A 25,449-nucleotide genomic window follows, 5' to 3' on the forward strand; every position below is an offset into this window, starting at 1 on the left:
ATTACTTCACTCCTTGGGCAAACGCGCTTGTTGCAATATTTTTAAGCTCACTGCTATTTAGCACTTTTTTAATTTTACTCGCGTAATTAGGATCGGTTGCGTAGCCTGCTTTTTGTAGTGAATCTAAAAATTCATTTGGCTTTGCGGTATTTTGTAGTGCTTCTTCGTAACGTGGGTTTTGCGTTAAAAAATCAACAAAGTCGTTTACGCTATCTTTAATAGAATCGTAGGCTCTAAAGCTTGCTTGTTTTTTAACAGCTGTACCTTGCTCAAACTCAAGTGTTACTTTACTTGCTTTGTCGCCTTCCCAGCTTTTATCTGACTTAATATTAAATAAGTTATTTGAACTGCCACCATCACTTTTACTAATGATGTGCTTACCCCAACCCGTTTCAAGGGCGGCCTGAGCAACCATTACAGCTGGGTTTAAGCCAATTTTTTGTGCTGCAGTTTTAGCGTGTTCCCACACTGAACTTACAAACTGCTCTGCTGTTTCAAAATTAGTACTACTCGCTTTAGGCTCATTAATATTGGCTTGAGTACTATCAATAGCAGCTGCTTGTTGCTCGTTTTTTTCATGCGCAAGTGTTGACCCAGCACGCTTGTCACTAAAAAAGTCATTTGTTGTTCTTAACACTGAACCGGGCATAAAGTTATCTGCTTCTGGCGAAAGCTGCTGCACTATTAAATCAGCTAAACCTAGAGAGCCGTTTGATGACAGCTCAGAGGAAAGCTGCTGATCGTGCATTTCTTCAAAAAACTTTACACCACTTGAATTAAAAGGACTGTCTTCGTCTTCGAAAGCTTCATTTGCTTTGCGCATTCCTTTTAGCAGCATTTGCGTAAAAATAGCTTCAAATTGTGCAGCCGCTTTTTTAAGCGCAGCTTTTGAGGCATCAGTTGATGCATCACCGCTGTTTAAAGCGTCTTGACGTAATGTATTTAAATTACTTAAATCAAAAAAGTTTTGCTTATCGAGGTGATTTGTTTCCATCAGCTTTTTGACACAAAAATGAATAATGCTTTAACAAATGCAAAAATTGAGCCAAAGAAGGGGAAACAATAAAAAGCTTAAGTCCCTTTTGTATACTTAAGCTTTGTTTGGAAGGAGTAACAACCTGTAACTAATTAAATAACAACAAGCTGACCGTTAATGGCACCCGCTTCTTTTAGGGCTTCTAAAATAGCCATTAAATCGCCAGGCGCTGCACCTACTTCGTTTATTGCACGCACTAAATCGTCAAGACTAACGCCAGGATTAAAAACAAACGCACGAGAATCATCTTGGTTAACATCAATAATACTTTGCTGCGTGACAACAGTATCGCCGTTTGCTAGCGGATTTGGTTGAGAGACATTTTGTTGCTCTGCAATTGTTACAGTTAAGCCACCATGCGTAATTGCCGCTGGCTGAAGCTTTACGTTTTTACCAATAACAATGGTACCTGTTCGCGAATTAACAATAATTTTTGCTGCTGTATCAGCGGGTTTAAACTCAAGGTTTTCAAGCGTAGATAAGTAAGACACACGCTGCGAGGCATCCCGTGGCGCTAAAACTCTTATAGAAGCAGCATCAAGTGCTTGTGCGCTATTAGGGCCCACTAAATCGTTAATCGTTTTTTCTAAGCGTTTAGCAGTTGTGAAGTCTGGGCGATTTAAATTAAAAGTAATGTAATCACCTTGCATAAACGGGCTTTCTACGGCGCGCTCTACAGTAGCACCATTTGGCACTCTGCCAACTGTAGGTGTATTAATAACAACTTTACTGCCATCAAGCCCTTGGGCACCTAAACCACCGACAATTAAACTACCTTGAGCAATTGCGTACACGTTGCCATCTACCCCTTTTAAAAAGGTTTGCAGCAAAGTACCACCACGTAAACTCCCTGCACTACCAATAGACGAAACAGTGATGTCAATTGTTTGCCCTGGTTTTCTAAAAGCGGGTAACTCAGCATGAACAGCTACTGCAGCTACATTTTTAATTTTAGGACTTTGCGTAGAAGGAAGCGTAATACCAAAACTATTTAGCATGCCTCTGAAGCTTTGTTGCGTATATGAGTTTTGCTCTCCAGTGCCAGGTAGGCCAACAACTAAACCATAACCAACTAATTGATTAGACCTTACGCCTTCGACCATAGACACGTCTTTAATGCGCTCGGCGCTCGCAGTAAAATGCAAGCTTAGTAAAACGACTAAACATAAAGCTTTTAGGCTCTTCATGTTGCTACCCTCTAAAATGGAAACAGCGAACTGCTAAAGAAGCGTGTAAGCCAACCTGGACTTTGCGATTCTTGTGTTTGACCTTTACCCGAGTACTGAATACGAGCATTTGCAATGCGGTTTGACTCTACTGTGTTATCAGCACTTACATCTTGCGGGCGAACTAAGCCTTCGAGCCTAATAAATTCTTCACCGGTATTTAAGGTTAGCCATTTTTCGCCGCGAATAACTAAATTACCATTTGGTAAAACACGCATAACATTTACCGAAATATCGCCTACTAAACTATTAGATTGGTTTGATTTAGAATCACCCGTAAACGATGAATCGCTGCCAATACCAAACTGAATACTATCGCCACCAATATTTACAGGTAAACCACCTAAGCCGATAACAGGGTCGAGGCTTGCGTCAGTTTCTTTATCTGTTTCTGTTTTAGCGGCTTTAGTCGCTTGGGTAGACTCTTCAAGTTTAACCGTAATTATATCGCCAGTACGTAGTGCTTTTTTGTCTGAATATAAATCGTTAGAAGTATGAGTATTAAATAAAGACCCAGTTGCTACCAGGGGCTCTACAACAGGCTCTGGGTACATAGGTGCATAGTACGGATCGTCTTGTACTACTTCACTATTTTGCGTAGACATACAGCCACTTAAAAATAAAGCACCTGCTGAAATAAATAAAGTTTTACGCATAAAAGTCCCCTTACTCTTTAAAGCTGTTGATTAATGTAACTCATCATTTCGTCAACGGCCGAGATAACCTTTGAGTTCATCTCGTAAATACGCTGCGTTTCAATTAGATTAACCAGCTCTTCAGTTACATTTACGTTTGATGTTTCAAGCGAACCTTGAATAATACTTCCAAGTCCTTCAACTCCTGGGTTACCTTGTACCGGTGCACCACTTACAGCCGTTTCGGTATAAAGATTTTGTCCAATTGGCTCAAGGCCTGATGGATTAATAAAATCACTAATTGTTAACTGCCCAATAACCACATTATCGGCTTGACCTGCAACACGTACCGATACTTCACCATCTTGTGAAACGGTTATTGATTGTGCGTCATCTGGTACATTCATCTCTGGCTGAATTACGTAGCCAGCTCCAGAGGTTACAATTCGTCCATCGCCATCTGTTGTAAATTGGCCATTGCGTGAGTAGGCAATATTGCCATCTGGCTGAAGTACTTCAAAAAAGCCTTCGCCAGAAATCATCCAATCTAAAGAGTTCTCGGTAGTTAACATATTACCTTGAGTAAACTCTTTTTGGTTGGCAACCACCTTAGCACCCGCACCTAACATTAAACCTGACGGCATTTCGGTATCTTGCGATGAACGACCACCCGGCTGATTAATATTTTGATAGAGTAAGTCTTCAAATATAGCGCGGCTTTTTTTGTAACCTACAGTGCTGGCATTCGCTAGGTTATTTGAAATAACCGATATATCGGTTTGTTGAGCGTCTAGCCCTGTTTTACTGATCCACAATGCTGGATTCATAATTATGCCCTCATTTTAAAGTTAAACTATGCGCATGAGCTGATCTTGACGTTCGTCAATTTCTTCAGCTGTTTTCATTAGTTTTACTTGTAATTCAAATTGACGCTGGTGACTTATCATGTCGACCATTTCGTGAACAGGGTTCACATTAGACATTTCAAGCGAACCACTTAATACTTTTACATTTGCAGAGGTATCAACAGCTTGCCCTACTACAGGCCTAAATAAACCATCGTTACCTTTTTCAAGTTGCGAGCTGTTAGCTTCTACAACTCTTAGCGTGTCCACTTCTTCTAAGAAGTTAGCCGGTGCACCCTGCGGGCGTACTTGAATGGCACCATCTTCACTAAAACCAATTTTTTCGACCGGTACAGGTAAAATAACAGGGCCACCCTCGCCAATTACTTGACGACCATGACTTGTTACTAACATGCCTTGCGCTGTGATATTAAGCGTACCTACTTTTGTGTAAGCTTCGTTGCCCGATGCATCTTGTACTGCAAGCCAAGCGTTATCGCTCATCGCAATATCTAAATCGCGTCCGGTTTGTATTATGCCACCCGATACCATGTTTGAGCCTGGGCGCTCTTGCATTGAAAATACACGTGTCGGCAAACCTTCGCCAAACGCTTGCATAGAGCGCGCCTGAGCAAAGTCAGCTTTAAAGCCAGTTGTATTTGCATTCGCCAAATTATTGGCTTTAAGCGCAAGCCCCTGCAGGCTTTGCTTAGCGCCAGAGGCGGCAATGTAGACCATTTTGTCCATAGTATCGACTCACATAAAAATCTCTGAGTTGATAAATGCAAAATAGATGCCAGATTAAAATTGACGCAATAAACAGGAAGGTTTTATACAGGAGATCATAAAAAAGGCTGCAAAAATGCAGCCTATTTGAATTAAATTTAACTTATCGAATCTGCAAAATGCTTTGCTGAATGGTTGAGTTAACTTCAAGCGCACGTGAGTTGGCCTGATAATTTCGTTGGGCTGTAATCAAATCTACAAGTTCGTTTGTCAAATTTGTATTTGATTGCTCAAGTGCAGAGGAGTTAATACTACCAAAAGTACCTGATCCTGCTTCACCTGCAACAGGCTCTCCAGAGTCAATACTTTGCTTCCAACTTGTATCGCCTACTTGCGATAAACCTTGTGAATTAGGGAAGCGAACCATAGCAACTTGACCTAGGTAAGTTGAATCGCCATTACTGTATGAAGCAACAAGTTTACCATCGGTGCCAATATCGATCCCCGCTAAACGACCTACTGTTGAGCCATCTTGATCAAGTGCTTTTACTTCAAAACCACTCGAGTACTGAGTAGGAATACGACCAGCTGTGTTATTTTCATCACGCCAGTTCAGCTCAATACCTGTGCTAGGAAATGTTGCACCGTTATCAAGCATGGTAGATAGCCCAGTGCCTGCACCTGCTGGTAGGTTTATTTCGTCAAACGTTGTTAAGTTCGTGTTCGCTACACCGTCTGTTGTAGACGGCAAACCGCTTGAGTCGAAACCTAGTGTAGTGATAGGTGTATATGGCGTTGTAGTTTGTTCTGCGCCCGTTGTACCATCAACTACTTTACCATCAAGAGTGGCATATACTTCCCAGCTGTTGTCTGTGCCACCAGAAGCCGCATCTTCTTCTTTAACAAAGAAGTATTGTAAAATATGTGGCTCACCTAATGAATCATATACAGTTGTTGATGTTGAAGAGTTGTACGTACCATTTGATGTAGGGTCAAAATCTATACCCGTTGGATCTGCAGTTGCATCCAAGTTAAAAGATAGATATACATTTTCTGTTGCTCGAGGAGAACCCGACGAATCCGGAATTTGTACTGGGTTAGTTGTACTTAAACTCACAGAGGTAGTATCACCTGTTGATGAATCAACTGGAAAGGCTTGTAAATAATTACCTTTAGCATCTACCATAAAATTATCTTGGTTAAGCTTAAATGCACCCGCACGTGTGTATGTTAAATCTTGCGATGAAATATCATCAGTCATTGCAAAATAACCTTCACCCGTAATCGCTAAGTCTAATGAGTTATTAGTAAACTGTAACGACCCCTGATGAAACTGTTGTGCAACCATAGTGGTTTGTACACCATCACCATTTTTAGTTTTACCTGCACTAAATACTGATGATGCATATACATCAGCAAACTCAGCACGTGACTCTTTAAAGCCCGTTGTATTAACGTTTGCAATATTATTTGCTGTTACGTCTAAATCTTTTTGTGCGGCAGCAAGGCCGGTTAATGCAATATTGAAGCTCATAATTCACCTCTAACCTTTAAATATGTGGCCTGCTGGCAGGCAAAAAATACTAAATTTTATTATGCGATTTCTGCAACATCTGTCAGTCTAACCGCGCCTTCTTTAGTGTTAATAATAATGCCGCTTGAGCCATTTATATTAACGCTTTCAATGTTCTTAAATGTCGCTATTGGTAAGCTTGAAAATTCACCGTCGGTACTTCCTTCAGCTGATACAGTGTATTCACCTTCAGGTAAGCGCTCACCGTCTTCGTTGGTACCATCCCAAGTAAAACGAACCGCTCCAGCAGGCTGAGAGCCCATATCAATTGTTTTCACTAATTGACCTGACGCATCAGTTACCTTAATTTTTAAATTATCAACCGCGGCTTCTGCAACTGCAGACCCTTTAGCATCACCTGTTTCGTTTAAATCTAAACTGTTAGATTCTAATAGCGCCTGCTTACCTACAAGTGTTGAAGCTTGCAAAGCAGAGTTAGAAGTCATTGATGAAGCTAAAGATTCAAAGTTTGTGTTTAAATCAGTAATGCCTTGCGCCATCGTAAAATTAGTCATTTGTGCAATCATTTGATCATTATCCGCAGGGTTACTGGGATCTTGATACGATAATTGCTGAGTTAACAAAGAGAAAAAGTCTTCTTGCGTTAACGCGTCACTTTCCTCATCAGCTGTTGCTACTTGGGTGTCTTGCCAAGTAATAGAGTCTAAATAGGATGAACTGGTACTAATATCGTTACTCATAACCTACCCTCGGTTATCGCTGCCCAAGTAACAGCGTTTTGCTTAACATTTGCTTAGCTGCATCTGCAACTTGCACGTTTGTTTGATAAGAGCGAGAGGCTGAGATCATATTTGCCATCTCCTCAACAACATTAACGTTGGGTTTATAGATATAGCCGTTTTCATCCGCGCTCGGGTGATTTGGGTTATATTCAATCTGTAATGGCTTGTCACTTTCAACAATTCCCAAAACTTTAACACCAACAGCGGAGCCCTGAGGATTACTAGCCGATGCTGACGCTTTAGTCAGTTCTGCTGCAAATACAGGCTGGCGCGCTCGGTAAGTTTGGTCTTGAGATGAACTAATCGTATTAGCATTAGAGATATTACTTGCGGTAGTATTTAGGCGAACATTTTGTGCGCTCATACCACTAGCTGAAATATCAAATACATTATATAAACTCATAATTTTTATCCTTGACTACCGAGGGCTTTGTTCAGACCTTTAAATCTGCCGCTTAAAAATTGCAAGCTGGCCTGATACTCCATCGCATTCTGTGTATACAAGTTTCGTTCCACCTGTATATCAACCGAGTTACCATCACCTGTATCTGTTTGATTTGGCATACGAAATAATTCAGAACCACCTACACTTCTAGTACCACCGGCAATGTGATTTGCATCTGTTGTAACCATTGAATTGCCGCTTTGTTGGGTTGACCTTGCCGCTTTTAATGCTGAGGCAAAATCGATATCTTTTGCTTTATAGCCAGGCGTATCAGCGTTCGCTATATTAGTGGCAAGTAACTCTGCTCGCTGTGAACGGATCAACATGGCTTGCGGATGCACACCCAAAGCTTTATCAAAACTGATAGCCATAACCCTTCTCCAAAAAATTGACTTACCTATGGTTAAAGCAAAAAATAAGCCATTAATCTTAGAAGTTATGTTATTTTTATAGAGCTATGTTTTTAAATGAAAAACGACGCAAATAGCGTCGTTAAAAAGGAAGGAATTAACTTAATTATTTCTTTTGGTAAATGATACCAGGGTTGCACCGTACCATATCAAATTCATTACTTAAGCCAGTCATCGATTCCGAAGCACCTAAAAATAGATACCCTTTAGGATTTAAGGCTTGAGCAAATTGACTAATAATTTTTGCTTTTACTTCTGGTGCAAAATAAATAAGTACATTTCGACAAAAAATAATATCAAACTTACCCATAAGTGCATAAGAATCAAGTAGGTTTAAGTGCCTAAAGTTAACTTGTTTTTTTACCGAATCGTTAACTTGAGCCATACCATTACCACTATCTTTGAAGAACTTTTTACGACGCTCTGCAGACAAACCTCTTGCTAACGCAAGTGAATCGTACTCTGCATTTTTACACATATCGAGCATGGTATTAGATATATCAGTACCGGTAATTTGCGCTCCCATGCGCAGTACTCCAGGCTGCTTTGCCTGAAACTCCGCAACAGACATAGCAATAGAGTATGGCTCTTGCCCTGATGAACTTGCCGCAGACCAAATTTTCAATGGCCTCCTTAGATCTTTAAATTCAGGGAATAATCTATTTTGTAAAAGCTCAAATGGGTATTGATCTCTAAACCATAACGTTTCGTTTGTGGTCATTGCATCAACAACTGCGGCTCTTAATTGCCGCTCATGTGGCCCAAGTGTTTTACTGACTAGTTGCGATAAAGATTCCACATTAAATCGAGCCATTAATGGAGCAAGTCGGCTTTTAACTAAATACTGCTTGTTTTCACCTAAAACAATGCCACATTGCTGCTCTAAAAACGAACGGAACTGATCGTATTCACTTTGCTGCAAATCTTTATTATTCAAATTAATAACACCTATAATTATTCGTCACTATGAACCCATTTTTTAACCGCTGTAGCTAATTCATCAGGGTTAAATTTAGCAATAAAATCATCTGCGCCTACTTTTTCGATCATTGCTTGGTTAAATACACCACTTAAAGATGTGTGTAAAATAACGTGCAATGGCGCTAATTTTGGATCTGCTTTTATTTCTGCAGTTAATGTATAGCCGTCCATTTCAGGCATTTCAACATCTGATATTAATAAACCTACTCTTTCTGTAATATCGTTTTTACAATCAAGCTCGGCTATTTCTTTAAGTCTGATTAGTGCTTCTTTACCATTTTTAGCAAGCTCAGTTTGTACACCTAGTGGTTCAAGAGCACGCTTTACTTGGTTACGAGCAACGGCAGAGTCATCAGCAATAAATACGATACGCTCGCCTAAATCTTTTTGGATATCACCACCGGCAGCTACTTCAGCGCTCACTTCTGTATTTACTGGGCAAATTTCGTTAAGAATTTTTTCTACATCAAGAATTTCTACTAATTCATTTTCGATTTCGGTCACAGCGGTTAAATATGAATATCGCCCAGCTCCTGATGGAGGCGGCATTATTTTTTCCCAATTCATATTTACTATTCGCTCTACACCACCCACTAAAAACCCTTGAACAGAACGGTTATATTCAGCAATGATAATAAAACTGTCTTTAATGTTTTCTATTGGACGCCCGCCTACAGCCATCGATAAATCTATAACTGAAATAGTTTGGCCACGAATATGCGCTACACCACGAATGTACGCATTCGATTTAGGCATACTAGTAAGAGGCGGACATTGTAGTACCTCTCTTACTTTAAATACGTTAATACCAAAACGCTGACGCCCTCTGAGCTTAAATAAAAGTAATTCTAGGCGGTTCTGCCCAACCAACTGTGTGCGTTGGTTTACTGAGTCTAAAATGCCTGCCATTCAAATCTCCTAAAGAAAACAAATAATGCGGAACGATAATTGCTTTCTAATTATAAAGCTACATAACATCGCGGGAGCGTCTAAGTTTTGACGCAAAATATTTATACCCTGTTTGAAACCATAAGCATAGTCGAAACATTATGAGTTTGTTAAAAAAAGTCAGAAGATACAGTGTTTTTTATTTTGTTGCCAGCCTCTGCTTAGCAACACCTTTGCATGCAAAAGTGTTTAGCAAAGATTTATTACAAGAGATAGCCGTTAGTTACGTAGCTAATCAAATAAACACAAATGATAGTGATAAAACTCAATTAAGTGCCCTACCACTTGATAGCCGCATACCTGATCGCATCTGTAAATCCCCCCTTGAGCTAACGTCTGCTAGTGAGCCTCCTTTTAATAGGCAGGTCACTATTCAGGCTAAGTGCCAAGATGAGCAAGCGTGGGCGCAATACGTACATGTAAGAGTTGTCGAAATGGCCCCAGTAGTAGTTGCGAATGCAAACCTAGCTCGTGGTGAAGTAATTACTAAGTCACATTTAAGTATACAAATGAAGCCTTCGCACTTTGTGAGAGTCCAATACTTAGATAACCCTGATATGTTGATTGGTAGCAGAAGTAAACGGAACATTAGAAGTGGTATGCCAGTACTACTTAATCAAATTTGCATGGTATGTAAGGGAGATTCTGTTAATATTTACGCAAACCTCAGAGGCCTTAGAATTAAAACCACGGGCATAGCCCTTGAAGATGGTACTTTAGGCGAACAGGTTCAGATTAAAAACAAAAAATCAGGTAAAATTTTAAATGCTCGAGTAGATGGTGTAGAGTCTGTTCAAGTAAACATTTAATTTAGATTTATACTAAAGTATCCTACGTATATGCCGATAACTAGGCATTAGTTGGGTAATATACAGGTTTATTATTATGGTCAGTCAAGTTAATGGTAGTAATCAACAAACGAATGCGCTTACAAACGCAAAGCAACAACAAGTTGATTTAAAAAAAGATAATGCAAATACACAAGCTGCACAGTCGCAATCTCCAAAAGCTGCGAGTGATTCTGTAAGCTTGACGCCACAGGCACAACAATTAAAAACATTGCAAGATAAAGCGCAACAGTCGCCTGGTTTTGACAGTGAAAAAGTAGCTGAACTTAAAAAAGCAATTACCGAAGGTAAATACCAAATTGATGCTGAAAAGCTAACAAAAAACTTAGCAGACTTTGAGTTTAACGTTTATGGCTAATCATAACGGTTTAATTTGCGTAAAATTAAATGAGCAAGTAGATTGCTTAGACTCATTACACGCGCTGTTAAACGAAGAGCTTACAGTTATAGCATCTCGAAGAGGTGAAGGTTTAAAAGAGCTTGCCCAACAAAAAATGCCTTTTTTAACCAAGCTAACTAAGCTCGATAAAGAGTTAAACAAACTTTTTGTCGCTAATGATGAGAATTCTCCTGAAGTGAATGAGCTTGTTGACCAAGTTAAATCACAATTAGCACAATGCCAAAAGCAAAATAAAGTTAATTCACATGCAGCTCGCCAAGCTCATTTAAGTGTTAAACAACTTAAAGAGATTTTAATTGGCGCACCAACCAGCATGACTTACGATCAAGGCGGTAGCGTAGTGAATACTGATAACAAGTTAGTCCGTAACTTAAAAGCCTAACCATACTTTATTTATAGCCATATTTTGTTAAAAGGCCCTTATTGAATATTTTCAATAAGGGCCTTTTAAATATAGATAGCTTAGTAAGCTGCGCTTTGAATAATAAACCAATCTGAACTTGCTACCTTCCGTACTAACATACTTACAATCACTTTGAACCTGTAATACCAACGCCAATAAATAGCTGTTCTATTTTACTTGCTAAAACAACCCATTTCTTTGTTGTAAATTTCGTAAAGGGAACAACCATTTACATCAATTTACGCCTAGAACTGAATTGTTTTTCGGCGTGAAATTTAGAACACATATTTAATGGAGTTGGTATAAATAAATCGCTTTATCAAACATTAGGGCGTGTTGATCTTTGATGGTTGAATTTGCAGCAGTATGTTTGGTTTTTAGGCAAGGCAGAGCCTATGAAGTGTGGTTACTCCCCATAAATAGGCGATAACGCAGCATAAATGCTAAACATGCACTGCCCTTCGGGTTCTGCCTAGGGGCGATAAACTCTTTGTTACTCGGTTTTTACTTAGCCCACTAGGTTACAAACCTCGCGCCGCGATTTAATCGCCCCTAGATTGAACAAATTTCAATCCGCAAAGATCAACACGCCCTAGATTAAGTACATTTTATAGCCCATCTCAATACTAAACTGAGATGGGCAATTTATTTAAATGTCTGTTTGGTTATTACCATTTTCGATTAAGTGCTTAATCATCTCCTCTGACTGATTTTGTACATCAACCGCTGGCGCTGCTTCATCAATACTTCCTCCGCTTTGTGCTGGGCTATAAGCAATCGCAGAGCCTTCGTCTTCAACCAGTGTATTTAGCGCTATAAGCTGCTCTGCATCTTCGTTAATGATCACATCATCAATATTAAGCGGCTCCGCCGAACTCATTTGCACCGTTTGCTCAGGTGTTGATAGGCCACTCAAGTTACCTAAATCAATCGATTCAGTGCTTAATACGTTGTTGCTTGAAACTTCATTCGGGGTTGTATCGCCTAAAGCTGAATCTTCGCTAAATGATTCTGCAATACTATCCCCTAATCCGAATGTACTTTCAGCTGTACTCAAATTATTTTCATCTGAAACTAACTCGGAGTTATATCCTTGGTCAATAACATTATTGTATAAATCTTTAACTAAGTAGTTACCGGCTTCATCAATGGTGATAAAACGATAGTCGCTCCAAGAACCTAAATCGAGTACAGACAATAAGTGACTCCACTCACCATTAGCATCCGATTGAACCTCTGTAGAACTTTCTAATACATTAAGGTTAATATTTAGCACATCAAGACCAAGCAAGTTATTCCCCACTACGTATACACTACTCCCCTCTTCTACGGTACCAAAAGCCGTCAGGCCTAAGCCTAGCAATCCATGATAGTAACTGACCTGAAAACTTATTGGCGTAGTATCAACAACCAATCCAGATAAGCTTCCACTTGAAGTAACATTTCCAGATTCATCAGTAGCGGTAGCCGTTACAGTGTATGTTCCATCGAGTAAAGCGTTGTCTGGTGATACGCTCCATACACCTGTCTCACCCGCTGTTGTATCCTTGGTTACAACAGTACCGCTTTCATCTATGAAGCTTACGGTAATATCTTCATTTGCTCCTGCGGTACCGGTGAGCTTAGGTGTGCTATCGGCTGTTAATTCTAAACCAGAGTTAATTACTATGCCTGAATCAACTATGCTGCTTATTGATTGCTCGCCAATATTACCTGCATTATCAAGTACGCTTACATCAACGCTGTAGTTCCCTTCACTAAGAGGCTGCGAGGCTGTAACACTCCACGACCCGTCTGTGTTTACTGTTGTCGAAACATTGTGTGTTTCACCTAGTGCGTCAGTAAACATCACCATAACTGAAGCCCCCGCAAAGCTTCCAGTTACTGACCCTGTAACAGTAGGCGTAGTATCTTGACCTACCACAATTGGATCTATGACTACAGTTGGTGCAGTGTAGTCTGTGCTTGATACCATTGTATCGCTTGAAGAGTTACCTGCAGCGTCGCTTATTGATGCTGTTGCACTAAAGCTACCTTCACTCAGTACTGTAGCCGCTGTTACTGTCCATATGCCATTTCCTGCAACTTGGGCAGTAATAGTTTGTGAGTCGTTATTAGCATCAGTAATAACCACACTCAGCGTTGTACCTGCTGGTGCATCACTTGTACCTGTAATGGTAGGTAGTGGATTGTTAGTAACTGCTAACTGGTCAACTTCAATTGTTGGCGGTGTTAAATCAACAATACCACCTAGGCTTGTAGTACTGGTAAGCCCTGAGTTTTCTACAGTTGCATCCACTGTAAAGGCGCCTTCAGCTAATGGAACGCTAGGTGTTAACGTCCACACTCCCGCAATAGCCTGTGTGTTGTAAGTAGTTGCTGTACCACTACTATCGGTTATTACAACTTCTACATCACCATTTAACACATCGGTAGTACCGCTAATGGTAGGGGTTGTATCGCTTGTATCTATTATTGGGTTGATTAATAGGCCTGGTAAAGTAGTGCTAACGGTGCCCGTTTGTGTCACTGTTGCTATATTTCCTGCATCATCAATACTAATAGCCTCAACGGTTAAATCACCTTCAGCTAGAGCCGGAGTAACAATAAGCCATGTTCCATCGCCTAATACCGTTGTGGTAACTGCAAAGAGTGTACTTGTAGAGTCTGTAATATTAACCGTAATTAAGCTACCAGCCTCTTCGTCACTGGTGCCTGTAATAGTTGGCGTTAGCGTGTTAAGTACACCAAAGGCATCTATTCCTAGCGCTGGCGGTATGGTATCAATGATCACTTGCTCAGTAACAGACTGGCCTACGTTGCCTGCAGCATCAGTAATGCCTGCGAATACACTATATACACCATCGGGTAGGCTAGTAGTTACTAATGACCACGTGCCATCACTTCCTACAAGCGCATCGAATACTGTTGTGTTGCCGTTACTGCCAATTACAGTTACATCAATCTCTGTACCTGGTGCTTCTTCTGATGTACCTGAAATAGTTAGTATGTCAGTATTGCTGATGCTCAACGGTAAAATATCTACTACAGGCACTAGCGTATCAACTACAAACTCAAGCGTTTGCGTTACTACATTGCCCGACTCATCTGTAATACTAACATTAGCAACGTGTTGGCCTTCAGATAATGCATCTAGTTGTAGTGTGAACAACCCTAGAGCATCGACAGTAGTCGTTAGTACAGTCCCGCCATCTAATTGTATTTCTACTACACCATTAATTAAATCACTGGTACCTTGAATTATTGGCGATGAATCAGATGTTGACCCAATAACATCTAAGACCAATGTTGGCGATATGGTATCTACAACATCTGTGATTAATTGTGTTGCAGTGATACCAACCTCACTAAGCACATTAACAGTTACACTAAATGCACCTTCTGCAAGAGACTGCGGCACTTGTACAACCCATGATTGATCGGCTTGTACTATTGCAACGAGTTCTTGCACTACGTTATCGCTATCAATCACTTCAACTAATACTTCAGTACCAGGTGCTTGGTCTGTTGACCCACTGATTATTGGTAAGTCCCCCTCACCAGTAACAAAGTCAACCACCGCATTTAGTACTGGGGTTGAAGCATCTACATCAGCCGTAGTTATAGTGGTTGTATTACCAGCATCGTCAGTTGCAGAAGCTTCAACAACCGATAATCCTACTACGTTCACTGCTAAACCCACTAACTCCCAATCACCATTTGCATCTGTGGTTACATCGTATGTTAAATCAAGTAAGTCACCTGCAAGCTCTAGAGTAACCGTAACGGTTTTACCTTCGCCCAAATCGGATGTACCAGATAAAGAAATCAACTGACCTAATAAGAACGAAGGCACAATTGTTAGTTCTGGTCCTACTGTATCAACCTCACCACCTGTTTTACTATCTGTAGAAGTATTGCCTGCAACATCGCTAATAGTTGCACTTACACTGTAAACACCGTCAGCCAAAATATTATCAGCAGCCGCTTGCCAGTCTCCATTAGCATCGGTTTGAACGGTCATTTGATGAGAAGCTCCTGCAGAATCAGTAAAGGTAACAATCACATTAGTGTTGGCCTCGTTTGATGTGCCCGAAATCAGAGGTGTGTTGTCTTGTGTTAGTACCAGTGAGCTTTGATCAATACTAATCTCTGGTGCAATGCTATCTATGGTCGCGCTTACAAGTGAATCACCGGTATTTCCTGCATTATCGGTAATAAACACCTCAACAGAATAATCTCCTTGTGAAAGGCTATTACTAGCCTCTACTGTCCATGTACCACCGGCTTGCACTGTTGTGTTTACTGAGTGCTCGTTACCTTGTGCATCAATAAATACGACAACAACGCTATCGCCTACTGTTGCTCCAGTAACAGTACCTGAAACACTTGGTGTTAAATCGATACTTCCAACAATATCGTTAATAGTTACTATTGGTGCTGTTATATCAAGCGTACCTGTTGCGCTCGTACTTACAGGGTTGCCTGCGGTATCTGTTGTTGATGCATTTACACTAAATACCCCTTCACTAAGCGCACTAGGTGCAGCAACTGACCAAGTGCCATTGGCTCCCACTGTGGCATTAACTGTTTGCTCAGCCCCTAAGCTATCAGTAATAAAAATTACAACTATTGCGCCTTGCGGTGCCGTTGTTGTGCCCGAAATGGTAGGGGTTGTATCGTTTGCTGTAATAAGCGTATTGATACTTAGTGCTGGTGCTGTTAAATCGATAACACCACTACTCGTAGCGTTACTTGTTAAGCCATCTTCAGTAACACTTGCAGTAACAGTAAACTCTCCCTCAGGAAGTATATCTGTCGCATCTACACTCCAAGCACCGCTTAGCACATTAGTAGTAACTGTGTGTGAAACATTATTAATATCCGTTATAACTACTGTAATTTCAGTGCCATCAGCCGCACTGCTTGTACCCGAAAGTGTTGGGGTTTGATCGTTCGTATCAACAATGGTGTTTATATTAATAGTAGGCGCATTAGTATTAAGCGTTGCAGTCGCCTCTGCTGATGAAGTGTTTCCTGCCGTATCAGTAATACTTGCTGAAACTGTCACTTGTCCATCAGTTAATGGGGTCGTTACATCAAAGCTCCATCCTCCGTTGGCAGCAACAGTTGTTGTATATGTATCAACGCTATCACCATCAGTAATTGTGACGGTGATTGTAGTACCTTCAACCTCATTAGATGTACCTGAAATAGTAGGCGTACTGTTATTAATTGTACCTAGGGCATCAATAGTAATATTAGGCGCTTGGGTATCAACAAAACTTGACGCAGAATCAGAGCCTGTATTGTCAGCATCATCAGTAATACTTACTACAACATCGTAATTACCATCAGGTAAACTTGGTGCCGTAGCTTGCCAGTTTCCACTTGCATCAACCGTTGCTAATAGCGTGTGGGTATCACCATTACTATCTGTAATAACAATATCTACATTTGTGCCAGTAGGCTCTGTTGATGTGCCGCTTATAACTGGGGTATCTGTATTAAATACTGTGATATCAGCTAGTACTACAACTGGGACTTGAGTATCAATAGTTAGATCTATTGTTGTGTTAGTGATGTTATTAGCTTCATCGGCAACATTTATTTGCGCTGTATAGCTCCCATCAGTAAGTGCCGTAGGTACTTCTACTTGCCAGTTCCCCTCTGCACCAACTACAGCAAAGAACGTTTGTCCATCAATACTAATAATTACATCAGCACCAATTGCATCACTGGTGCCTGAAATAATTGGCGTCGTATCTACTGTAGTATCAATAGGATTAACACTAAGGGTTGGTGCAATACTGTCTATTTCACCTTGTGCTTGCTCAGTAGTTAAATTACCAACGTCGTCTCTTACCTCCGCAGTTACAGTGTACTGACCTTGCGAAAGTTCGGTTGGTACTTCAACAGACCAACCGCCATTTGCTTGAGCAATAGCCGTAAACTCTTGACTCTGCCCTGCACTATCTACAACGGTAAGTTTTATCTCTGTACCCGCTTCCATATCAGTGACACCAGAAACTATAGGCGTAGCATCGTTCGATAAGGCATCAACAGTCACAGTGAGCGCAGGTGCTTCGTTATCAAAATCAAGCGAGTTAACAGTAACAACGTTACCAGCGGCATCACTTGCACTAGCTGTAACATAGGCAAGGTTAAGTAGAGGTACTGTTATATTTGCAAGCCCCCATGTGCCATCAGCATTTGTTGTAGCTGTGTAAGTCGCGCCTACCAAGCCGTCAACTAAATACTCAGTAATGGTAATTACAGACCCTTCAGGTAAATCAGAATCCCCTGAAAGAGAAACCAAATTCCCCAGCAAGAACGAAGGAATGATCTCTAAGGTCGGTGGCGTCACATCTACTTCGCCCGTATTACTGCCTGTGCCGGTGTTGCCCGCCGCATCGGTGATGCTGGCGCTAACACTGTAGTTCCCTTCTGCTAAGTCTGTCGCTGGGGTGGCACTCCAGTTACCGCTGGCATCGGTTTGTACATCAATGGTTTGAACTGCGTTGGCCGCATCCGTAAAGGTAACGATGATGGTGCTGTTTGGTGCATCACTGGTGCCTGTAACCGTTGGGGTGCTGTCGTTAGTGAGTATTGGCGCATCCACACTCACACTTGGCGCGGTGGTATCAATGTTACCGCTGGCGGTAATATCGTTGCTGTTGCCCGCTTCATCGCTAATAGTCGCGTCGATGCTGTAAGGGCCTTCAGCTAATGCGTTTGGCACTTCGACTGAGAAGTTGCCGCTGGCATCCACGGTCGTCGTAAAGGTTTGCTCGGCCCCTAAATCATCTGTAACAGTAAAGGTGATCACGGTGCCTTCTACCGCATCACTAGTGCCGCTTAAGGTTGGGGTTACGTCGTTACTTGAACCTGGGCTGGTTAACTCAAGCGTTGGGGCAATGGTGTCCACTTCCCCTGCGCCTGTGGCAGTCGCGGCGTTACCCGCGGCATCGCTCACGCTTGCGCTTACAGTAAAGTTACCTTCAGCAAGTACTTGTGAGGCGGCCACACTCCAGGTGCCATTAGCCCCAAGCGTAGTTGTAACCGTATGAGTGACATTATTGCTATCGGTGATTTCAACCGTCACGGTGCTGCCTTGCGGTGCATTCGCGGTGCCGGTGATGGTTGGTGTGGTGTCGTTTGTTACGCTCAGCGTATCAACTTCAATCGCTGGCATGGTGGTGTCAATAATACCGGTTTCGCTCGCGCTGCCAATATTCCCTAGGCCATCGTCTACTTCTGCGGTGACCGTGTATTCGCCTTCAGCTAAAGCGCTTGGTGCATCAACGCTCCAGACGCCACCCGTTACGGTCGTATCAACAGTCGTAATATTCCCTGCACTGTCTTCAAACGTTAGGCTAATGGTGGTGCCATCGGCTGCATCGCTTGTCCCATTAATGGTTGGCGTGGTGTCGTTGGTATCCACCAAGGCATTAATACTAATGCTTGGTGCAGTGGTGTTCAGTGTCGCGGTTTCACTTAATGTGGTGGTGTTACCGGCGCTATCGCTTACGCTTGCTTCAATGGTGAGCTCTCCATCGCTTAAGGCGTTCGGCACATCCGCTGACCAACTGCCGTCAGCTTGTACCGTGGCGGTGAAGGTTTCGGTTGTGGTGCCATCGCTGACGCTGATGTTTATCACTGTGCCCGCTGGCGCATTGGTGCTTCCGCTGATAGTCGGGGTGCTGTCGTTAGTCGCGCCCACAGTATCAAGCACAAGAGTTGGCGCGAGGCTATCAATGGTGCCTGCTTGCACGGCGCCTCCGGTATTGCCTGCCGCATCGGTGATGCTGGCTTGCACACTGTAGCTGCCTTCTGGTAATTCAGGGCTGGTTGCTTGCCAGTTGCCGTTGGCATCAACGGTGGCGGTAATGGGTGTTTCATCGCCGTTACTGTCGGTGATGACAATGTTTACAACCGTGCCTTCAGGCTCTGTTGAGGTACCGCTGATCACTGGCGTGCTGTCATTGCCAAGGCCCAGTGCATCCACGCTCACAATCGGGGTGATGGTATCTACATTACCGCTGCTATTTGCTGTACTCTCATTGCCCGCGGCATCGGTAATACTGGCGCTTACAGTAAAGTCACCTTGTGCGAGCGCACTGGGGATTTCAATATCCCAGTGGCCATCACTGCCAACAGTCGTGGTAATGGTTTGTACAGCGCCGTCGCTGTCGGTGACGGTGAGTGTGACCGTGCCGCCAATTTCGTTACTGGTGCCTTGCAAGGTCGGTGTTAGGTCGTTTACATCGCCCACGGTTTGAATGGTTAATGTGGGTGCTTGTGTGTCTAACGTAATTGTATCTGTAACTGTTGTTGTATTACCGGCTTCATCAGACACACTTACTTCTATGGTGTTATCACCTTCATTTAAATCTGTTTGTGGCGTTACTTCCCAATTACCATTTGCATCTACTGTGGTGGTAAGTGTTTGTTCTACCTCATTTTCATCTGTAATAACAACCGTAATACTGGTACCAACGTCTGCATCACTAGTACCTGAAATAGTAGGCGTTGAGTCGTTGGTTACAGCTTCAAAGTCAACGGTTAAGCTCGGTCCTGATGTATCTATGTTACCGGTAGCCGTAGTTGAAGCGCTATTTCCTGCAGCATCAGACACTTCAGCTTCTACAGAGTAATCTCCCGAGGCCAGCCCTTGAGAAAGCTCTACACTCCAATTACCTTCGGCATCTGTTGTTGCGCTAAATGAGCGGACAACGCCTTGAGAGTCAGTAACTGTTAAATTTATAACTGTGCCTGATACGACGCCTGTTGTGTTACCAGAAATAACCGGTGTTGTATCATTACTTGTTTCTAGTTCATTTACTTGTAGGGTTGGAGGCGTAATATCAATTACAGCATCAAGCTCTGCATTTGCAGTTCCACCACCTAGGTCTGTTACTGTTGCACTAATTAAAATTGTGCCCTCAGCCAAATTGGCAGGCGGAGTCACACTCCATAGCCCGTTTTCATCAACAGTTGTAGTTAAAGTGATTACTGCCCCCGCAGAGTCAGTGATCTGAACTTCAACCGACGAGCCGGCTTGTGCATTAAAAGTATCACCATTTATTTGAGGTGTTTGGTCGTTAGTTTCACCAATAACATTAATGGTAATAGTCAACGCGCTTGTATCAATTGTACCTGAAGCATTTGCAGTGCCTTCATTACCAGCGCTATCACTAATACTTGCATCTACAGAGTAGCTCCCTTCAGCTAAAGCCACAGGCACTTCAACAGTCCAACTTCCATCTGCAATTACTTGTGCCGTAATAGTTTGAACAGCACCATTAGCATCAGTCACAGTTAAAGTAATAGTTGAACCAGCAGGCTCACCGCTAACCGTACCTGAAATAGTAGGTGTTGTATCACTTGTATCACCTAGCGCGTTAATAGTCACTATTGGCGCTGTGGTATCAACTTCGCCGGTTGTGGTTGCAGTGGTTTCATTCCCCGCAGTATCGGTAACCGATACCTCGACCGTAAATTCACCTTCGCTTAATTCATTCGGTACATCCACACTAAAGGTGCCATCGGCTTGCACTTCAGTAGTGATGATTTGTGGGTTACCTGCTTCATCAGTGACGGTAATCGTAACTAGTGTACCTTCTGGCTCACCTGCCGCCGTGCCTGAAATTGTAGGCGTAGTATCGTTAGTATCGCCAACAGGGTCGATTATTACTGATGGCGCAGCCGTATCCACTTCACCGGTTGTGGTTGCAGTGGTTTCATTGCCCGCAGTATCGGTAACCGATACTTCAACGGTGAATTCACCTTCGCTTAATTCATTCGGTACATCCACACTAAAGGTGCCATCGGCTTGCACTTCAGTAGTGATGATTTGTGGGTTATCCGCTTCATCAGTCACAGTAATGGTAACAACGGTGCCTTCTGGCTCACCCGTTGCACTGCCTGAAATTGTAGGTGTGGTATCGTTAGTATCGCCAACAGAATCAATTATTACTGATGGCGCAGCAGTATCCACTTCACCCGTGGTCGTTGAAGTCGTTTCATTGCCCGCAGTATCGGTAACCGATACTTCAACGGTGAATTCACCTTCGCTTAATTCATTCGGTACATCCACACTAAAGGTGCCATCGGCTTGCACTTCAGTGGTAATAGTTTGTGGGTTACCCGCTTCATCAGTAACTGTAATGGTAACAACGGTGCCTTCTGGCTCACCCGTCGCGGTGCCTGAAATTGTAGGTGTGGTATCGTTAGTATCGCCAACAGAATCAATTATTACTGATGGCGCAGCAGTATCCACTTCACCCGTGGTCGTTGAAGTCATTTCATTGCCCGCAGTATCGGTAACCGATACTTCAACGGTGAATTCACCTTCGCTTAATTCGTTAGGTACATCCACACTAAAGGTGCCATCGGCTTGCACTTCGGTAGTAATTATCTGTGGATTACCCGCTTCATCAGTCACAGTAATGGTAACAACTGTGCCTTCTGGCTCACCCGTTGCACTGCCTGAAATTGTAGGTGTGGTATCGTTAGTATCGCCAACTGGGTCGATTATTACTGATGGCGCAGCCGTGTCCACTTCGCCGGTTGTGGTTCCAGTGGTTTCATTCCCCGCAGTATCGGTAACCGATACTTCAACCGTAAATTCACCTTCGCTTAATTCATTCGGTACATCCACACTAAAGGTGCCATCGGCTTGCACTTCAGTAGTGATGATTTGTGGGTTACCAGCTTCATCAGTAACTGTAATGGTAACAACGGTGCCTTCTGGCTCACCTGTTGCGGTGCCTGAAATTGTAGGCGTTGTATCGTTAGTATCGCCTAAAGGATCAACAGTAACCGTTGGCGCGGCAGTATCAATAATGCCTGTAGTTGAAGCCGATGCTTCATTACCTGCTGAGTCAGTTGCCGTGGCTGTAATAGTAAACTCACCTTCAGCAATTTCATCCGTTGCGCCTACTTGCCAAGAGCTATCTTGTGCAACAACTGCAGTTAATGTTTGTGAATCGCCATTTGAATCTGTCACTAATACGGTGATCAAACTACCAGGCTCAACTTCGCTTGTTGTGCCACTAAAGCTAGGGGTCGTGTCGTTAGAATCTGTAAATGGATTTACACTGATTGTTGGAGCCGTAAGGTCAATATTGCCTGCTTGAGAATCTTGTGCTGTATTCCCCGCGCTATCACTCACATTTGCTACAACAGTAAACTCACCTTCAGCCAGCGCTTGTGGCACATCAATATTCCATGTGCCATCGCCATTTATTGCAGTTACAAACTGTTGTTCAGCACCTGCACTATCGGTAACAATAACCGTCACTACACTGCCAGCAGATAACCCTTGGGTTGAACCTGAAATAGCAGGCGTTGTATCGTTGCCATCGCCTAAAGTATCTATGGTAACGCTAGGCGGTGTTAAATCAACGGTGCCCGTAACAGTTGCAGTACTGCTATTACCCGCTTCATCACTCACACTTGCAGTTACTGTAAAATCACCTTCACTAAGCTCGTTTACAATATCGGCGCTATAGCTTCCATCAGCATTAGTCACCGCGGTAATTGTTTGTTGATTACCGTTACTATCGGTAATTACCAGCGTTATTTCTGTACCTTGTGGTACATCCACTACACTACCGGTAACGCTTGGTGTAGTGTCGTTTGTATCCTCAATAGGGTTTATAGTAATTGCAGGATCTGTTAAATCTATTTCGCCAACTTCACTTGCAGAAGCGGTATTACCTGCCGCGTCAGTAACCGTTGCAACCACAGTAAACTGACCTTCCACCAGCTCATCAGTGGCTTCTATTGACCAACTACCGTCTGCATTAGTTGTTACTTGTACGGTTTCTGTTGCGCCATCGCTGCCTGTAAAGGTAACGGTAACTACCGCCCCGGCATCTACATCTTGTGTAGAGCCACTAATTGTTGGTGTGGTATCGTTTGTATCTATTATAAAGTTAATACTTACTGTTAAATCTACATTACCTACTGTACTTGCTTGCGCTTCATTACCTGAGTCGTCAATTACCGCAGCAACAACGGTAAAATCACCTTCTGGTAGCGGCTGCGTAACTTGCGCAGTCCACGAGCCATCGTCTTGAGTTACCGCTAATAGAGTAAATGTGCTGCCATCACTTGCTGTAATGGTTAGTGTAATGGTGGTCCCTGCAGGTACGTTGCCAGTATTACCACTTAAAAATGGCGTGGTATCGTTTGTATCTGCAATCGAGTTAATTTGAATTGAAATAGGCGCAAAGGTCACTTCACCACTTGTTTGTGCTGATGCTTCGTTTCCAGCAGGATCGCTAACCGTAGCAGTAACATTAAAGTCGCCGCTAGGAATTGCGCTTGGTGATTCAACACTCCATGTGCCATCGGCTTCAAGTGTTGTGGTCAATGTTTGTAAATTACCGTCACTGTCTGTTACTAAAACAGTGATTACTGAGCCCTCTGGCGCACCGTCAACACGCCCAACAAAAGTTGGAGTAGCATCGTTAGTATCAGCAATTGCTGTAACCGTGATTTCAGGGCTTGTTAAGTCAACTAAACCTTGTTCGATAGCTTGCGCTTGGTTACCCGCATTGTCTGTAACCGTTGCGTTTACATCAAACTCACCTTGCGCTAAAGGAGTCGATACACTGACAGACCAACTACCGTCATCATTAGTTTGTGTTAAAAGCGTTTGGGTTTGACCATTAATATCAGTGATAACAACCGTAATCACTGAGCCTGCTGGCACATCTTGAGCAGAACCTGTAATTACAGGCGTTGTATCTTGTGTATCTGCAATGGCATTAATTTCAACAATAGGTGCGGTCAAATCTATAATACCAGCATCACTTGCTAGAGCCTGATTCCCTACACTATCACTTACTTGCGCATCTACTGTAAAATCGCCCTCAGGTAATGCAGTTCCAACATCCACCGACCAGCTTCCGTCTTCAGCGGTAACGGCAGTTAACAGCTGTACATCTCCTACGCTATTAGTAACTGTTATTGTTACCTCTGTGCCTTCTGGTACACCACTGGTTGTACCGGTTAGAGGAGGTGTTGCATTATTCGTCTCTCCTGCAACCGTTACACTAATTTCAGGTGCTGTTAGGTCAACATTTGCAATAGCTTGATCTATCGCTTGGTTACCAGCGGCATCTACTGCTACAGCATTAACGCTAAACTCGCCCTCTGCTAACGGCGACGTGGTTGTAATACTCCAATTACCTTGCGCATCAACTTGTGTAATAACAGTTTGCTGTGTACCTGTGCTATCTGTAAGCGTTACAGATACATTATCACCGGTATTTAAACCCGCAACAGAGCCTGTTACCGTAACCGTTTGCGAAGCAGAGTCCGCAACTGGGTCAATATTAATAACAGGTGCTGTGGTATCAATTTCAATAGAAATAGCATCGTTAAACGCATTACCATCAGGGTCTACTGCCTCAACAACAACATCAACTGGGCCATCAGCTATTGGGTTTGGAAGCGTAATTTCAAATGTGCCATCTGGACCAATAACTGCAGTGACCACTTGCGAGTTACCATCTTCATCCGTCACCGTTATATTAACAGTTTCACCGATAAGGTTTTCACTAGTACCGCTAATAGTAGGTTGAGATGAGTTGGTTATACCCAACTCGTTTAGCGATATAGACGCGGTGCTATCATCTGGTACTACCCCGTCTGATGTGTCACGTAAGTTAAATGCCTCAGCAGTACTTTGATCAAGTGATGAGTCAAACGCCACACTGTTCGGATCAACATTTTCAGATATACGGGTAAGTTGCACAAACGAGCTACCACCGCCAGAACCAGCAGCGCCACCGCCACCAGCGGCTGTTGCTTCTAGGTTATCTAAAATATCACCATCACCCTCTAGGGCATCTAAAAAGTCAGTTACATCCGAATTAGCCGAGGTTGTAGAATCTTGATCAGTGCCTAAGTCTAAACTTGCAATGGCCTCATCTAAGCTTTCATCAAAAATAGTTGTTTCGCTTGAGTCTCTGGCTTCTTTTGCTAATAAGTCTGGAGTTATTTTTACCTTTTGATTTGCAGGAATAGAAAGTGTTTCACCTTGTACATCAATTTGTAGTGAAGACTTAACAGCCGTAACTACTAAATCTCCCACATTAATGAAATCACCTACGTTTAAAGCCTTAATTGAGCCATCTTCTAAAACTACACCCGCAGAGCCCTGAATATCGGTTACTAATAATTGATTTGCTTCCATTTGGGTACCCTCAAACTT

15 protein-coding genes are annotated in these 25,449 nt (G+C 42.7%); 3 read left to right on the forward strand and 12 right to left on the reverse strand.

Annotation, left to right across the window (positions count from 1 at the left end; genetic code table 11):
- Position 1: 1 nt before the first annotated feature.
- The 11 genes from flgJ to ATS74_RS09090 all read right to left on the reverse strand — a co-directional run bounded on the left by flgJ (position 2) and on the right by ATS74_RS09090 (position 9,529).
- Positions 2 to 994 (reverse strand): flagellar assembly peptidoglycan hydrolase FlgJ, encoded by a 993-nt coding sequence (gene flgJ / locus ATS74_RS09040; RefSeq protein WP_058548571.1) that lies wholly within the window; start codon positions 992 to 994, stop codon positions 2 to 4.
- Between the two features lie 134 nt (positions 995 to 1,128).
- Positions 1,129 to 2,223, reverse strand: coding sequence for a flagellar basal body P-ring protein FlgI (locus ATS74_RS09045; RefSeq protein WP_058548572.1), 1,095 nt, complete (start codon positions 2,221 to 2,223; stop codon positions 1,129 to 1,131).
- Positions 2,224 to 2,234: 11 nt separating this feature from the next.
- Complete coding sequence (flgH, locus tag ATS74_RS09050; RefSeq protein WP_058548573.1) at positions 2,235 to 2,918, reverse strand: flagellar basal body L-ring protein FlgH; 684 nt, start codon at positions 2,916 to 2,918, stop codon at positions 2,235 to 2,237.
- Positions 2,919 to 2,935: 17 nt separating this feature from the next.
- Positions 2,936 to 3,724 (reverse strand): flagellar basal-body rod protein FlgG, encoded by a 789-nt coding sequence (flgG, locus tag ATS74_RS09055; RefSeq protein ID WP_002959420.1) that lies wholly within the window; start codon positions 3,722 to 3,724, stop codon positions 2,936 to 2,938.
- Positions 3,725 to 3,745: 21 nt separating this feature from the next.
- Positions 3,746 to 4,489 (reverse strand): flagellar basal body rod protein FlgF, encoded by a 744-nt coding sequence (locus tag ATS74_RS09060; RefSeq protein ID WP_058548574.1) that lies wholly within the window; start codon positions 4,487 to 4,489, stop codon positions 3,746 to 3,748.
- Positions 4,490 to 4,631: 142 nt separating this feature from the next.
- The gene (gene flgE, locus ATS74_RS09065; protein WP_058548575.1) at positions 4,632 to 6,002 is read right to left on the reverse strand and encodes a flagellar hook protein FlgE; all 1,371 of its coding nucleotides are present in this window, start codon (positions 6,000 to 6,002) and stop codon (positions 4,632 to 4,634) included.
- A gap of 59 nt (positions 6,003 to 6,061) precedes the next feature.
- Complete coding sequence (locus ATS74_RS09070; protein ID WP_058548576.1) at positions 6,062 to 6,742, reverse strand: flagellar hook assembly protein FlgD; 681 nt, start codon at positions 6,740 to 6,742, stop codon at positions 6,062 to 6,064.
- 13 nt (positions 6,743 to 6,755) lie between these two features.
- A complete protein-coding gene (gene flgC, locus ATS74_RS09075; protein ID WP_058548577.1) occupies positions 6,756 to 7,187 on the reverse strand; it encodes a flagellar basal body rod protein FlgC in 432 nt (143 codons plus the stop codon).
- Positions 7,188 to 7,192: 5 nt separating this feature from the next.
- Positions 7,193 to 7,600, reverse strand: coding sequence for a flagellar basal body rod protein FlgB (gene flgB, locus ATS74_RS09080; RefSeq protein ID WP_058548578.1), 408 nt, complete (start codon positions 7,598 to 7,600; stop codon positions 7,193 to 7,195).
- Positions 7,601 to 7,745: 145 nt separating this feature from the next.
- Positions 7,746 to 8,576, reverse strand: coding sequence for a CheR family methyltransferase (locus tag ATS74_RS09085; protein WP_058548579.1), 831 nt, complete (start codon positions 8,574 to 8,576; stop codon positions 7,746 to 7,748).
- A 17-nt stretch (positions 8,577 to 8,593) separates the two neighbouring features.
- Positions 8,594 to 9,529 carry a chemotaxis protein gene (locus tag ATS74_RS09090; RefSeq protein WP_058548580.1) on the reverse strand — a complete coding sequence of 312 codons (936 nt, stop codon included), beginning with the start codon at positions 9,527 to 9,529 and terminating at the stop codon, positions 8,594 to 8,596.
- Between the two features lie 140 nt (positions 9,530 to 9,669).
- Between ATS74_RS09090 and flgA the strand changes: the two genes are divergently transcribed.
- From flgA to flgN, 3 genes are all read left to right on the forward strand, one after another.
- The gene (flgA, locus tag ATS74_RS09095) at positions 9,670 to 10,377 is read left to right on the forward strand and encodes a flagellar basal body P-ring formation chaperone FlgA (RefSeq protein WP_058548581.1); all 708 of its coding nucleotides are present in this window, start codon (positions 9,670 to 9,672) and stop codon (positions 10,375 to 10,377) included.
- A 76-nt stretch (positions 10,378 to 10,453) separates the two neighbouring features.
- A complete protein-coding gene (gene flgM / locus ATS74_RS09100) occupies positions 10,454 to 10,774 on the forward strand; it encodes a flagellar biosynthesis anti-sigma factor FlgM (protein WP_058548582.1) in 321 nt (106 codons plus the stop codon).
- A complete protein-coding gene (flgN, locus tag ATS74_RS09105) occupies positions 10,767 to 11,198 on the forward strand; it encodes a flagellar protein FlgN (RefSeq protein WP_058548583.1) in 432 nt (143 codons plus the stop codon). The genes flgM and flgN overlap by 8 nt, the downstream gene beginning before the upstream one ends.
- A gap of 670 nt (positions 11,199 to 11,868) precedes the next feature.
- Here flgN and ATS74_RS09110 read toward each other — a convergent pair.
- A complete protein-coding gene (locus tag ATS74_RS09110) occupies positions 11,869 to 25,431 on the reverse strand; it encodes an Ig-like domain-containing protein (protein WP_058548584.1) in 13,563 nt (4,520 codons plus the stop codon).
- Between the last annotated feature and the right edge of the window lie 18 nt (positions 25,432 to 25,449).

The sequence above is a fragment of the Pseudoalteromonas sp. H103 genome, assembly GCF_001469205.1.
GTDB classification, from domain to species: Bacteria; Pseudomonadota; Gammaproteobacteria; order Enterobacterales; family Alteromonadaceae; genus Pseudoalteromonas; species Pseudoalteromonas carrageenovora.

What these genes read in the sequence shown, in the direction of transcription:
- flgJ (WP_058548571.1), bottom strand. Translation starts at nt 994, where the DNA reads ATGGAAACAAATCACCTCGATAAGCAAAACTTTTTTGATTTAAGTAAT.
- ATS74_RS09045 (WP_058548572.1), bottom strand. Translation starts at nt 2,223, where the DNA reads ATGAAGAGCCTAAAAGCTTTATGTTTAGTCGTTTTACTAAGCTTGCAT.
- flgH (WP_058548573.1), bottom strand. Translation starts at nt 2,918, where the DNA reads ATGCGTAAAACTTTATTTATTTCAGCAGGTGCTTTATTTTTAAGTGGC.
- flgG (WP_002959420.1), bottom strand. Translation starts at nt 3,724, where the DNA reads ATGAATCCAGCATTGTGGATCAGTAAAACAGGGCTAGACGCTCAACAA.
- ATS74_RS09060 (WP_058548574.1), bottom strand. Translation starts at nt 4,489, where the DNA reads ATGGACAAAATGGTCTACATTGCCGCCTCTGGCGCTAAGCAAAGCCTG.
- flgE (WP_058548575.1), bottom strand. Translation starts at nt 6,002, where the DNA reads ATGAGCTTCAATATTGCATTAACCGGCCTTGCTGCCGCACAAAAAGAT.
- ATS74_RS09070 (WP_058548576.1), bottom strand. Translation starts at nt 6,742, where the DNA reads ATGAGTAACGATATTAGTACCAGTTCATCCTATTTAGACTCTATTACT.
- flgC (WP_058548577.1), bottom strand. Translation starts at nt 7,187, where the DNA reads ATGAGTTTATATAATGTATTTGATATTTCAGCTAGTGGTATGAGCGCA.
- flgB (WP_058548578.1), bottom strand. Translation starts at nt 7,600, where the DNA reads ATGGCTATCAGTTTTGATAAAGCTTTGGGTGTGCATCCGCAAGCCATG.
- ATS74_RS09090 (WP_058548580.1), bottom strand. Translation starts at nt 9,529, where the DNA reads ATGGCAGGCATTTTAGACTCAGTAAACCAACGCACACAGTTGGTTGGG.
- flgA (WP_058548581.1), top strand. Translation starts at nt 9,670, where the DNA reads ATGAGTTTGTTAAAAAAAGTCAGAAGATACAGTGTTTTTTATTTTGTT.
- flgM (WP_058548582.1), top strand. Translation starts at nt 10,454, where the DNA reads ATGGTCAGTCAAGTTAATGGTAGTAATCAACAAACGAATGCGCTTACA.
- flgN (WP_058548583.1), top strand. Translation starts at nt 10,767, where the DNA reads ATGGCTAATCATAACGGTTTAATTTGCGTAAAATTAAATGAGCAAGTA.
- ATS74_RS09110 (WP_058548584.1), bottom strand. Translation starts at nt 25,431, where the DNA reads ATGGAAGCAAATCAATTATTAGTAACCGATATTCAGGGCTCTGCGGGT.